At 71.4% G+C, this 12,831-nt stretch carries 10 protein-coding genes; 5 read left to right on the forward strand and 5 right to left on the reverse strand.

The annotated features are described in order from the left end of the window. Window positions 1-138 precede the first annotated feature (138 nt). Together clpB and ACP7BP_RS15095 are read left to right on the forward strand one after the other, a co-directional pair. Window positions 139-2,727 (forward strand): ATP-dependent chaperone ClpB, encoded by a 2,589-nt coding sequence (clpB, locus tag ACP7BP_RS15090; protein WP_426245712.1) that lies wholly within the window; start codon window positions 139-141, stop codon window positions 2,725-2,727. 52 nt (window positions 2,728-2,779) lie between these two features. Continuing rightward, window positions 2,780-3,805, forward strand: coding sequence for a hypothetical protein (locus ACP7BP_RS15095; protein WP_426245714.1), 1,026 nt, complete (start codon window positions 2,780-2,782; stop codon window positions 3,803-3,805). Window positions 3,806-3,820: 15 nt separating this feature from the next. Here the strand turns inward: ACP7BP_RS15095 and ACP7BP_RS15100 are convergent, their stop codons facing one another. After that, on the reverse strand, window positions 3,821-4,999 hold the full coding sequence (locus tag ACP7BP_RS15100; RefSeq protein WP_426245715.1) for a pyridoxal phosphate-dependent aminotransferase: 1,179 nt from the start codon (window positions 4,997-4,999) through the stop codon (window positions 3,821-3,823). 39 nt (window positions 5,000-5,038) lie between these two features. On the opposite strand from ACP7BP_RS15100, the gene ACP7BP_RS15105 reads away from it, so the two are divergent. After that, entirely contained in the window at window positions 5,039-5,719 is a 681-nt protein-coding gene (locus ACP7BP_RS15105) for a class E sortase (RefSeq protein WP_426245716.1), read from the forward strand. Here the strand turns inward: ACP7BP_RS15105 and ACP7BP_RS15110 are convergent. Further along, window positions 5,694-6,899: an MFS transporter gene (locus ACP7BP_RS15110; RefSeq protein WP_426245717.1), complete on the reverse strand. Its 1,206-nt coding sequence runs from the start codon at window positions 6,897-6,899 to the stop codon at window positions 5,694-5,696. The genes ACP7BP_RS15105 and ACP7BP_RS15110 overlap by 26 nt on opposite strands. Before the next feature lie 37 nt (window positions 6,900-6,936). Here ACP7BP_RS15110 and pyrE point away from each other — a divergent pair, with 37 nt between their 5' ends. Continuing rightward, entirely contained in the window at window positions 6,937-7,509 is a 573-nt protein-coding gene (gene pyrE / locus ACP7BP_RS15115; RefSeq protein WP_426245719.1) for an orotate phosphoribosyltransferase, read from the forward strand. A 10-nt stretch (window positions 7,510-7,519) separates the two neighbouring features. Here pyrE and ACP7BP_RS15120 read toward each other — a convergent pair whose 3' ends face one another. After that, window positions 7,520-8,263: a DedA family protein gene (locus ACP7BP_RS15120; protein ID WP_426245721.1), complete on the reverse strand. Its 744-nt coding sequence runs from the start codon at window positions 8,261-8,263 to the stop codon at window positions 7,520-7,522. Between the two features lie 40 nt (window positions 8,264-8,303). Here ACP7BP_RS15120 and ACP7BP_RS15125 point away from each other — a divergent pair, with 40 nt between their 5' ends. Next, window positions 8,304-8,984, forward strand: a complete 681-nt coding sequence (locus tag ACP7BP_RS15125; RefSeq protein ID WP_426245722.1) for a TrmH family RNA methyltransferase — start codon at window positions 8,304-8,306, stop codon at window positions 8,982-8,984. Here ACP7BP_RS15125 and ACP7BP_RS15130 read toward each other — a convergent pair. Together ACP7BP_RS15130 and ACP7BP_RS15135 are read right to left on the reverse strand one after the other, a co-directional pair. Next, entirely contained in the window at window positions 8,981-12,097 is a 3,117-nt protein-coding gene (locus ACP7BP_RS15130; protein ID WP_426245723.1) for a N,N-dimethylformamidase beta subunit family domain-containing protein, read from the reverse strand. The genes ACP7BP_RS15125 and ACP7BP_RS15130 overlap by 4 nt on opposite strands. A gap of 258 nt (window positions 12,098-12,355) precedes the next feature. Then, the gene (locus tag ACP7BP_RS15135; protein ID WP_426245725.1) at window positions 12,356-12,724 is read right to left on the reverse strand and encodes a hypothetical protein; all 369 of its coding nucleotides are present in this window, start codon (window positions 12,722-12,724) and stop codon (window positions 12,356-12,358) included. Window positions 12,725-12,831: the final 107 nt, after the last annotated feature.

Consider the following 12,831-nt stretch of genomic DNA (forward strand, 5'->3'; position numbering starts at 1 on the left):
GCGTCGGGTCGCGCTCAGGGGTCGGGGTCGGGCAAAGTTGAGTGGAATGGACTCAACTTGTGGCGCGTTGTGCCAGTGGACGCCAGAGTGATCCCGGGGGCACGCGTCACCCCCGGACGACGAAAGCAGGAGCCAGCGTTGAGCCAGTTCGGAGCCGACAAGTTCACCACCCGCAGCCGCGAGGTCATCGAGGCCGCACAGCTGTCCGCGACGACGGCGGGCAACACCGTGACCGAGCCCGTCCACCTCCTGGTGGCGCTGCTGCGCCAGGAGGACGGCCTCGCCCGCACGCTCGTCACCAAGGCCGGCGTCGACGCCGACTCGCTGACGGCCCGGGCCCAGGCCGCGCTCGACACCCTGCCGCGCGCCACAGGCTCCACCGTGGCGCAGCCCTCGGCGTCCTCGGCGCTCACCCGGGTGCTGGCCGGCGCCCTGGACCTCGCGGCGTCGATGAAGGACGAGTACGTCGCCACCGAGCACCTGCTCATCTCGCTGGCGACCGTGGAGTCGTCGGCCAAGAAGGTGCTCACCGACGCGGGCCTCACCGCCGACGGGATGCGCGAGGGCCTCACGGCCGTGCGCGGCAACCGCCGGGTCACCAGCCAGGAGGCGGAGTCGACGTACGAGGCGCTGGACAAGTACTCCGTCGACCTCACCGAGGCCGCCGAGGAGGGCCGGCTCGACCCGGTGATCGGCCGGGACGCCGAGATCCGCCGGGTGATCCAGGTGCTGTCGCGCCGTACCAAGAACAACCCGGTGCTGATCGGTGAGCCCGGCGTCGGCAAGACGGCCGTCGTCGAGGGACTCGCGCAGCGCGTCGTCGCCGGCGACGTGCCCGACTCGCTCAAGGGCCGGCGCGTGCTGAGCCTCGACCTGGCCGCGATGGTGGCCGGTGCGAAGTACCGCGGCGAGTTCGAGGAGCGCCTCAAGGCCGTGCTCGAGGAGATCAAGGACGCCGGCGGGCAGGTCATCACCTTCATCGACGAGCTGCACACGGTCGTCGGCGCAGGCGCCGGAGGCGACTCCGCGATGGACGCCGGCAACATGCTCAAGCCGATGCTCGCGCGCGGCGAGCTGCACATGATCGGTGCGACGACCCTCGACGAGTACCGCGAGCGCATCGAGAAGGACCCCGCGCTCGAGCGTCGCTTCCAGCAGGTCTTCGTCGGCGAGCCCAGCGTCGAGGACACCGTCCAGATCCTGCGCGGGATCCAGGAGAAGTACGAGGCCCACCACGGCGTCCGCATCACCGACGCCGCGCTGGTCGCGGCCGCCACCCTCAGCGACCGCTACATCACCGGCCGTCAGCTGCCCGACAAGGCGATCGACCTCATCGACGAGGCGGCCTCTCGGCTCCGGATGGAGATCGAGTCGTCGCCGGAGGAGATCGACCAGCTGCGCCGCCAGGTCGAGCGGCTCAAGATGGAGGAGTTCGCGCTCGCCAAGGAGAGCGACGACGCCTCCGTCGACCGGCTCGCGGCACTGCGTTCCGACCTCGCCGACCGCGAGGAGGAGCTGCGCGGACTCGAAGCGCGCTGGGAGCAGGAGAAGGCCACCCTCGAGGACGAGGGCGAGCTGCGTCGCCGGCTCGACGCGATCCGGGTCAACGCAGACAAGCTGATGCGCGAGGGCAGGCTCGACGAGGCCAGCGAGATCCTCTACGGCAAGATCCCCGAGCTCGAGAAGAAGCTCTCCTCGGTCGAGGGCACCGAGCGGACGGACCTCGACCCCCTCGTCGGCGAGGAGGTCGGTGCCGAGCAGATCGCCGACGTCGTGGAGGCCTGGACCGGCATCCCCACCGGCAAGATGCTGCAGGGCGAAACCGCCAAGCTGCTCGAGATGGAGGCGGCCCTCGGGGAGCGCCTGATCGGGCAGCGCGAGGCCGTCGGCGCCGTGAGTGACGCCGTACGCCGCTCGCGGGCAGGCATCTCCGACCCGAACCGGCCGACCGGGAGCTTCCTCTTCCTCGGCCCGACCGGCACCGGCAAGACCGAGCTGGCGAAGGCGCTGGCCGACTTCCTCTTCGATGACGACCGGGCGATCGTGCGCGTCGACATGAGCGAGTACTCCGAGAAGCACTCGGTCGCCCGGCTCGTGGGCGCGCCCCCCGGCTACGTCGGGTACGACGAGGGTGGCCAGCTCACCGAGGCCGTGCGCCGCCGCCCGTACTCCGTCGTGCTCCTCGACGAGGTCGAGAAGGCGCACCCTGAGGTCTTCGACATCCTGCTGCAGGTCCTCGACGACGGCCGGCTGACCGACAGCCAGGGCCGCACGGTCGACTTCCGCAACACCCTGCTCGTGCTCACCAGCAACCTCGGGTCGAGCTACCTGGTCGACCCCACCCTGGACCCGGCGACGAGGAAGGACTCGGTGATGGGCGTCGTCCGTGCGCACTTCAAGCCGGAGTTCCTCAACCGGCTCGACGAGGTCGTCCTGTTCGACGCGTTGACCATGGACGACCTGGCGCACATCGTCGACCTGCAGCTCGCGCTGCTCGAGAAGCGACTGGCGGTCCGCCGGATCACCCTCACCGTCTCCGACGAGGCGCGGACCTGGCTGGCCGAGACCGGCTACGACCCGGCGTACGGCGCCCGGCCGCTGCGCCGGCTCATCCAGTCGGCCATCGGCGACCCGCTCGCCCGGATGCTGATCGGTGGCGAGGTGGGCGACGGCGGCTCGGTCGCCGTGGACGTCGGGGGCGACGGGCTGGTCCTGTCCCCGGTGTGACCGGTCTGAACGCGGGTCCGCGGCTCTTGGGCCGCAATGGTGGAATGGGGCCGTGAGCGACACCGAGAAGAGCCTGCCGCGACCGCGTCAGGTGACGTGGGCCGGCTGGATGATCATGGTCGGTTCCGCGTTCGTCGTGCTCACCGGCTACGAGGTCATCTCCGGCGTGCGGTCGCTGCAGTCGCGCGACGCGATCGAGAAATTCCTCGCTGAGCCTCCGGGCGACGGACTCGGCATGTCGGTCGAGAGCGTGGTGATGCTCCTGCACGTGAGCGCCATGGTGGCTGCCGGCTGCGCCACGGCAGCGGCCGTGCTCGGGTTCCACGTGCTCCGCCGGCACCGCGGCGCCCGCCTCGGCCTCGCCGTGCTGGCCGCACCGCTGTTCGTGACCGGCATCGTCACGGGTGGCTTCATGTCGTCGCTGGTGGCGGTGGCCTCGCTGATGCTCTGGCTCCAGCCGGCCCGTGACTGGTTCGACGGCAAGGCGGCACCGCCGGTCGAGCGCGGGAGCGGGCAGCAGGCCGTCTGGCCGCCCCCGGTGCCCGAGCAGCAGCCCCCGGCACCCACGGGCGCCGCCCGCCCGTTCGACGGCTTCGGCCGGCCGCCGGTCGCCCTGGCGCCCGTCGTCCAGCAGCCACCGGTCCGGGCCACCAGGCCCGACTCGCTCGTCGCGGCCGCGATCATCACGTGGGTCTTCGCCGGCTTCGCGCTGATGTCGTCGATCGTCGCCCTGGCGGTCGTGGCCTCGTCACCCGACGTGCTCCTCGACGAGATCGCCAAGCAGAACCCCGACATCGAGACCCAGGGCGTCACCGACTCGACGCTGCTCGCGACGACCTACTTCCTGGGCGCCGTGGTGATCCTCTGGTCCGCCCTCGCGTGCCTGTGCGCCGGTGTCATGCTGCGCCGCAGGCTCCGCGCGGCGCGCGGCCTGCTGATCTCATCGGCGGCGGTCGCCGCGTTCTGCCTGGTCGGCACCCTGGCCTCGGTCGCCCTCGCCGTGCCCGCGGTCGCGGCGATCGTGGTGATCGCACTGCTGCGTCGTCCCGACGTGCGAGCGTGGGTCTCCGGCCGCTGACGCTGCGGCCGCCCCTCACGCGCTGAGGTCGGCCCCGGCCAGCCGTCGCAGCGCGGCGGAGATGACGTCGGGCTCCTTGCAGAAGGCCCAGCGCACCAGGTGGCGACCGGCGTCCTGGTCGTCGTGGAGGCCCTGGGTCGGGATGGCCACGACACCGGCGCGCTCCGGCAGGGCGCGGCAGAACGCCATGCCGTCGGCCCAGCCCAGGTGCGAGACGTTGGTGGTGGCGAAGTAGGTGCCCTGCGGCACGCGTGGTGCGAGCCCCGCCTCGGCGAGCCCGGCACAGAGCAGGTCACGCCGTTGCTCGAGGGAGGCGGCCAGCTGGGCCGGGAAGTCGGGCTCCTCGTCGAGGGCCAGCGCGACGGCCGGCTGCAGCGGAGCGCCCGAGGTGAAGGTGAGCCACTGCTTCGCCGCGAGCACGGCGCCGACCAGGTCCGCCGGTCCGGTGGCCCAGCCGACCTTCCACCCGGTGAAGGAGTAGCTCTTGCCCACGCTGGAGAGCGTGAGCGTGCGCTCGAGCATGCCGGGGAGCGTCGAGATCGGCACGTGGGTGCTGCCGGTGAAGACGAGGTGCTCGTAGACCTCGTCGGTGATGACGACCAGGTCGTGCTCGATCGCCACGTCTGCCACGGCCCGCAGCTCGTCCTCGGTGAGCACCGTGCCTGTGGGGTTGTGCGGGCTGTTGAGCAGCACGAACCGGCTGCGCGGAGAGACCGCCGCGCGCAGGGCGTCGACGTCGAGGCGGAAGTCGGGCGCCCGCAGCGTGACGGGTCGGCGTACCCCTCCGGCCATCTCGATCGTCGCGACGTAGGAGTCGTAGTAGGGCTCCAGCACGACCACCTCGTCGCCGGGCTCGACGAGGCCGAGCATGGCCGCGGCGATCCCCTCGGTGCAGCCGGTGGTGATCACGACCTGGCTGTCCGGGTCGAGCTCGATGCCGTAGTGCCGGATCTGGTGGGCCGCGACTGCCCGGCGCAGGGCGGGCACGCCGGGGCCGGGCGCGTACTGGTTGCGGCCCGTGCGCAGCGCCTCCTCGGCTGCCGCGATCACCGACGGCGGACCGTCGACGTCGGGGAACCCCTGGCCGAGGTTGATCGCGCCGGTGCGCAGGGCCAGGGCCGACATCTGGGTGAAGATCGTGGGAGGTGTGCCGCGCAGCCGGCTCGCGACGGGTCGGGGCCTCTTCGCAGACATGCCCGCGAGCGTAACGACGACCCGCCTAGACTCACCCGCATGTCCGCCGAGCCAGCGCCCACCCGGCGGCGCCGGGGCCGGATCCTCACCATCGTCGGCCTGCTCATGGTCCTCGCCGGCCTGGTGATGCTGGGCTGGGTCGGCTGGCAGATGTACGGCACCAACTGGGTCTCCGCCCGCAAGCACACCGAGCTCGTCGAGAAGGTGGAGAAGAGCTGGCACCAGGGCAAGGACACCGTCGAGGCCTCAGATGGCACGGTCCAGGCCGTCGTACGCATCCCCCGCTTCGGGGACGACTACGCGGTCCCGCTGCTCGAGGGGGTGGCCGACGACGCCCTGGCGGCCGGCTTCGGGCACTTCGAGAGCTCCGCGGCGCCCGGCGCCAAGGGCAACTACGCCCTCGCCGCGCACCGCGTCACCCACGGCGAGCCGTTGCGGCGGATGCCGGAGCTCGTGCCCGGCGACGAGATCGTCGTCGAGACCCGCGAGTGGACCTACACCTACGTCCTCGACACCGGCGGCGACGACCTGATCGTGCCGTTCACCCAGACCTGGGTGGTCGACCCGCTGCCGACCAATCCCGATCCGGACGGGCCCCAGCCCGAGCAGAAGCCCGGCCAGCGGCTGATCACGCTGACGACCTGCTCGGAGATCTTCCACACCGACAACCGGATGATCGCCTTCGGTCACCTGCTCACGAAGGAGCCGCGGACGACCTGAACCGGTCGAGGCGGCCGGTCCAGTAGGTCACCCAGACGGTGCCGGCGATGCCCACGCCGCCCAGGGCGAGACAGGCTCCGACCAGCGGCATGACCACGGTCAGCGCCCCCAGCGCCACGGGCGCGGCGGTGTTGCCGAGGTCGGCGGCCAGCCGCCAGCCGCCGAGGTACTGCGCACGTCCGGCCACGGGCGCGGTGTCGGCGCCCATCGTCATCACGATCCCCGAGCCGAGGCCGTTGCCGACGGCGATGAGCACCGAGATGGCGAGCACCGACCAGAACGTCTCGGCCAGTGGCAGCAGGAGTACGCCGACCGCCGCGGTCGCGACGACCGGGAACGCGACCCAGACGCGGCCGAAGCGATCCATCACCCAGCCGGCGGGGTAGAACAGCGAGACGTCGACGGCGGCGGCGAGACCGAAGATGAGGGAGGTGGCCGACGCCGAGAGGCCGACGTGGTCGCACCACAGCGGGAGCAGGGCCAGCCGCAGCGAGCGGGAGGCGGAGATGACCGCGACCGCGCTGCCGAGCGTGACGAGCACCCGACGGTGCTGCCGCAGGACCGACCACACAGACAGCGGTCCGTCGACCGCCTGGGCCGCCCGTGCGTCCGCGCCCAGGTCGGGCATCCACTGCACCATCGCCACGGCGGCGAGGCTGGCCACCGCCCCGAGCGCGAAGACCGACGACAGCCCGAAGAAGTGGATGAGCAGCGCTCCGATCAGGGGTCCGGCGAGCATGCCGATGCGGTGGCTCCCGCCGAGGGCGGAGAGCGCCCTGGCCCGGAAGTGGATCGGCACCGCGTCGATCATGAAGCCCTGCCGCCCGAGGAGGAAGACCGACCAGGCCATCCCCGTCAGCAGCACCAGGACCGCGAAGATGACCAGGTTCTCGGTGCGCCACGCGAGCACGAAGACGACGAACTCCAACAGGCCGGTGACCGTCAGCGCCCGTCGCTCGCCGATGCGAGCCACCAGTGCCCCCGCGGGCAGCGACATCATCAGCTGCCCGATGCCGATCAGGGCGACCACGAGCGCGGCCTGACCGACGGTGGCCCCGAGCTCACGCGCGTGCAGCGCCACGATCGGCAGGATCGCGCCGTGACCCAGCCCCTCGACGATGCTCGGCCCGTATGCCGGCACGGCGATCTCGCGGAGGCGGAACTCGGGTGCGGACGTCATCAGGGCACCGATCCTAGGAGTCGCTACCCTCACCGCCATGAGCAGCATTGAGCCGCAGGGCTCCACCACACCGACCAACGACGCCGACACGCTGGCCGCCGACATCGACGCCTGCTGCCGACTCCGGGGGGAGTTCACCCTCCGCTCGGGTCAGGTGGCGAGCGAGTACTTCGACAAGTACCTCTTCGAGTCCGACCCGGCGCTGCTGGCGCGGGTCGCCGCCCGCATGGTCCATCTCCTGCCCGCCGGCACCGAGCTCCTGGGCGGCCTCGAGATGGGTGGCATCCCGATCGTCACCGTGCTGAGCGCCGACACGGGGCTGCCCGCCCTCTTCGTCCGCAAGAAGGCCAAGGAGTACGGCACGTGCAAGCTCGCCGAGGGGCCGGACGTCGAGGGCCGGCGCATCACCCTGGTCGAGGACGTCCTCACCACCGGCGGCGCCGTGCGTGACGCCACGCGCGCACTCCGTGAGCGCGGGGCGATCGTGGAGGTCGTCGTGTGCGCGATCGACCGCAGCCCGGGTGAGGAGAACCCGCTCGCCGACGTGGGCATCGATGTCCGTCCGGTGCTCACCAGGGCGCAGCTGGACGCCGCTCGCGCCGCGTCCTGACCGCCACGCCTCAGGTCAGCGGGTCGACGTCCTGCCCGGCGACGTCGCGGTCGGGCCGGCCGTCGTGGTCACGGTCGTCGGCCGCGGGGGCGCTGGTGCGCTTGTGCCGCCACCACTCCCAGGCCACCGGGATCAGCGAGAAGGCGAGGATCACGGCGATCGCCTTGTCGATGTTCTCGCCCAGCGCAGGGAAGGCCGAGCCGAGGAAGTAGCCGAGCAGGGTGATGCTGAGCACCCAGGCCACGGCTCCGATCAGGCTCCAAGTGAAGAACCGGCGGCGGTCCATCCGGGTCACCCCGGCGACCACGGTGATGTAGGTGCGGACGAAGGGGACGAATCGCCCGATCACCAGCGCCTTGTTGCCGTGCTTGTCGAAGAACGCCGACGTCTGGTCGAAGTACTTCTGCTTGAGGATCCGGCCGTTGCGCTCGTAGAGCGGGGGACCGACGGCGCGGCCTATCTCGTAGCCGACGACGTTGCCGAGGAAGCCGGCGACGGTGAACAGCACCAGGGCGATCAGGAGCTCGACCGACGGCGGCCCGGGGAAGACGTCGATCCGCTCGGTGGAGATGAACAGCCCCATCGCGAACAGGAGCGTGTCGCCGGGCAGGAACGGGAAGAACAGCCCGCACTCCACGAAGATGATCACCAGGCTCAGCCAGAACGCGGCGCCCCCGAAGCGGTCGAGCAGCCAGTTGGGATCCATCCAGTCCATCCCGAGCAGGAGGGGGTGGAGGTCCAGCAGTGCGGTCACGCGCGCAACCCTAACCGGCCCGCCCACATAGCCTGCGGGCATGGACGAGGAAGAGCGGGCGCCGTACGACCCGATGCCGCACGGTCCGCCCGAGGTCGGGGTCGGGCCGTGGGACGGACCGCTGCCGACCGGCCCCGGCAGCGAGGTGTACGACGCCGCGCTGCTCGCCGAGGGCGACCGCCGCAACGTCGTCGACCGCTACCGCTACTGGTCGATGGCCGCGATCGTCGCCGACCTCGACACCCGGCGGCATGACTTCCACGTCGCCATCGAGAACTGGCAGCACGACTTCAACATCGGCACGATCGTGCGGTCGGCCAACGCGTTCCTGGCCGCGGAGGTGCACATCGTCGGCAACCGGCGGTGGAACCGCCGGGGTGCGATGGTGACCGACCGCTACCAGCACATCCGGCACCACGAGACGGCCGCGGACCTGGCGGCGTACCTCCACGAGGTGGACGTGCGGCTGCTCGGCATCGACAACCTGCCCGGCTCGGAGCACCTCGAGACCATGAGCCTGCCGCGCCGGGTGTGCTTCCTGTTCGGTCAGGAGGGGCCGGGACTCTCCGACGGTGCGCGGGCGGCGTGCGACGGCACGTTCTCGATCGCACAGTTCGGCTCCACCCGGTCCATCAACGCATCGGCCGCGGCGGCGATCGCCATGCACACCTGGATCAGGGAGTACGCCGACCTGTCGGGCGACGGCGCCTGGCGGGGCTAGTAGTCGAACCGCACGTCAGCGTAGAAGTTGACCCCGCGGTCGACCTTCCGGGGGAAGCGGCTCTTGGGCGCGAACACGTAGCGCCCGTTGTCGGACCGCTTGGCACGCAGGGGCCCCGACGACCACACCTTCCGCTTGAAGAAGTCGGTCGTGCGGGCGGCTCGGCCGGCCGGCAGGTAGTAGGACGCGACGTAGGACCGGCCGGCGCGCAGCCCGACGGGATCGGCGAGGGTGACGGTGCGCCAGCCGGCCTTCGCGGGCTTGGCGCCCTTGCGCGGGATCTTCGCGCGGACCAGCCTCGTGCCGCGGTCGGACCAGAGGGTCACCGAGCGCGGGGCCACGCGCCCGCTCACCTGGAAGTAGCGGAGCGCCACCACCGAGCCCGCCCTGGTCGGGGTGAACTCCACGCCCACCTCGACGCCACGCCGCGCGGAGAGCTTCCCGCGAGGCTTCCTGCTGCCGAAGAGCGTGACCGTTCGAGTGCCGTGCGCGGGGGGGTCGGTGGTGGGTGGGCCCGTGGTTGTCGCGGACTCGGTGGTGAACGACCAGGAGAGCGGCGCGAGGTCGATGCCGTCGGTGGACGTGACGCCGCTCAGGCTGGCGGTCACCTGGGTCTGAGGAGCGAGTGCGGCGGACGGCGTGAAGGTCAGCGTGCGCCCGCCCTCGGAGGTCGTCACGCTGCCGGCTACCGGCGCCGAGCCCTGGCTCACCGTGAACGCGGCACCCGGGTCGATCGGCGCGGAGAAGGACACGGTGACCGCGGTGGTGCGGGGCACTCCGGTCGAGCCGGGCGCCGGCTGGCGACCGGTGACCTCGATGGTGGGGAGGGGGTCGGGCGGCCCACTGGGCTGGAACCGGACGTCGACGTAGTAGTTGGAGTTGCGGACGACCGTCTGGGGGAACGCGCCGGGCGTGCCCGAGAAGACCCCGGCGTCGCCGCCGGCGAAGCCGCCAGGCACCGAGACCGGGTCGGCCTCGATCCCGTGGAGCTCGAAGGCGTCGAGCTCGGCGGCGTAGTGACCGTTGGGCGCGGAGTAGGACACGACGTAGGTCTGGCCGGCCTGCACCGTCACCGGGGCGGGGAAGCTCACCGACTGCCAGCCGGTGGCCGACTCCGACGTGAAGGTCGCCTCGCCCAGCTTCGTGCCACCCGAGGTCCAGAGCCGACCCACGTGCGTGCCGGTGTTGCCGGCGCCCTTGTAGAACCGGACCCCTGTGACCGCACCGTCGCGCATCGGGATGAACCGCAGACCCAGCTCGTACGGCGAGCCGTCGCCGCTGTCGGGGACCGCAGGCACCTCGTCGCCGAAGATCGAGCAGGGACAGGTGGCCTGCGGGTGCCGGGCCCTGCCGGGGCCGATGTTGGCGCTGTCGTCGACCGCGCGCACGCGCACGGCACGCGCGCCGTATCCGTGCTGGGTGTAGGTGTAGCTCCAGCTCGTGGTGCCTTCCGCGGGGTGCCAGGTGGCGCCGCGGTCGGTCGAGACCTCCACCCCGGCGACCTGGCCTCCGCCCACGTCCTGCGCGGTGCCGCTCACGGTGACCCGGGCGCCGTTGGCCTGCTGGCCGCCGAGCGGACCGATGGTGACCGTCGGCCCGACCGTGTCCGTCGAGGCGGACGCGGGCGACAACCCGGCCATCAGGGTGGTCGGCTGGGCGTCCATGTCGGCGAGCAGGTTGACCTGGGCCTGCTGCATCGCGGGGTCGGGTGGCGGGGCGCCGAACGAGGCGTCGTGCACGTCGTCGAGGCCCCAGGTCCACTGGATCGTGCCGGCGCCGAAGACGAGCGCGCCGCTCTGCGCGCGGTACATCGTCATGTGGTGGGTGGTCTGACCCGGGGAGACGGTGTTGCCGAAGTCCTGGAGTCGCTCCTGGGTCGTCCCGGTGGTGGTGGACAGACGGATCAGCCCGGGTGGCCGGAAGCCGTTGTCGAGGTCCTCGTCGGACTCGTAGCCCACGGTGCGCGGGGTGAGCTCCCGGGAGCCGCCCGGTGGCAGGGCGGCGAGGTCGGTGTTCCGCCACAGGCGCAGCCTGCCCTCGCGGGAGTCGACCTTCAGTGGGAACTCGTTGTGGTTGGCCATGAACATCGTGCCGGTCACGGCGTTCTCGGGGATTCCGGCGCCGGCGCTCTGCGGGGCGAAGCGAGGGTCGCGGAAGGTGCCGGTCCACTCGGGCTCGGGGTCGGCCTTGCCGTTCGCCCAGGTCTCCTTGTAGCTCGTCATGGTGCGGTGGTCGATCTCCCAGCGGACGCGCCAGTACATCTCGTTGCCGGAGAGGAACATCAGGTTGACTCCCGCGTCACGCGCGGCCAGAACGTTGGCACGTTGGCGGCCGGACCAGTACTCGTCGTGCCCGACCGACAGGTAGGTCTTGTGGTTCGTCAGCAGGTGCCCGCGCCGGTCGGTGTCGGGCCCGGCGATGTAGGAGACGTCGTAGCCGTTGCGCTCGAGGAACCGCACGAGCGGGTACTCGTTGGCGAAGTAGAAGTCGCGCTTGGTCGTCTGGTAGCGCGTGTTGAACGGCCGGTTGTAGGAGAGCTTGTAGGCGCGAGCTGGCGTGCCGTGCGAGCCGCCGCTGTAGTAGTTGGGGCCGCCGTAGTTGTTGTAGGCCTGCCACGTGGTGTCGGAGGTCTGGAACACCAGGTCGGAGTGACTGGCGTCGTCGCGCACGATGAAGGTGACGTGGCTGTCACCAACGCCGTCCCCGCGGACGAGGCGCGCGATGTAGACACCCGACACCGCGGTCGGCGGGACGGTCCACGACGCGGAGACGGCCCAGCTGCCGCAGTCGACCATGTCGGTCGCGACGTCGTTGGCGCAGTTGGGCTGGTCCTGGGCGACGGTCGGGATGGGCTGGGTGTCGATCCGGCGCGCCCCGTCACCGGCGTACCAGCCGGTGCGGTAGATCTCGACGCTGAACGACGGCGCGGTCGTGTCGACCTTGAAGTCGATCCGCTCGCCGCGGTTGACCGAGATCTGGGTGGCGAAGCCCTGGATGGTCTCGTCGCCGGCCTCCTGGATGTCCCAGACGCTCTTCGGGGTGCCCGGCTTGGCGTTCTCGCACGCGATCTCGTTGGCACACGCCGCACCGGCGGGCGGCGCGAAGGCGGTCACGGCCACCTGGGGGATCGCGAGCAACGGCGCGGCGAGCGCTACGACGAGTGCTGGTCTGGCGCGTAAGCGGCCGCGGGCGTGATCCCTCGGCCGTCCCGTCCCCCCGGACGACGGCCATGACACCTTTGAAGGGAGGAGCCCACCCAAGAGCCCCCCGCGGCTCCTGCTCACTTAGGCATGTCAGCACGAAGGCAGGGCGCCGCGAATCACCACAATGAGGGAATGGTCGAGAGGTGCGGCGTCGTCAGGCCGCGAGTGTCACCGCTCGAGCAGCAGGGCGACGACGTAGAGCACGCCGCCGACGACGGCCACCGCGCCGAGCGTGGCCCCGACCCTGCCGATCGGGGCGTCCAGCGGGTCGCGGGCGGCCGACGCCTGCATGCCGAGCACGATGGCGACGACCCCGAAGATGACGGGCACGCCGCCCATCAGGACCGCGAAGATCCCGTCCGGGTAGCTGGTCTGCGCGACGGAGAAGGAGAGCCACTGCACCGCCGTACCGACGACGCCACCGCCCAGGGCGCCGAGGATGCCGAGCGCCAGGGCCAGGAACGCGGTGAAGCGCTGGCGTTGGCCGTCGGCGTCGACGGCTCCGGTGGGCGTGGACACGTACCGGTCGTCGCTCATGTGATCCCCCGATCAGACGCGAGCCGTCTCGCGTGCTGAGGTCACCCTAGGGGGAACCGGAGTCGGGCGAGACGAGCGGCTAGGGTTGAAATCGACGTCAGCACGCG

The organism is Nocardioides sp. LHG3406-4, from assembly GCF_049897745.1.
Lineage (GTDB): Bacteria > Actinomycetota > Actinomycetes > Propionibacteriales > Nocardioidaceae > Nocardioides.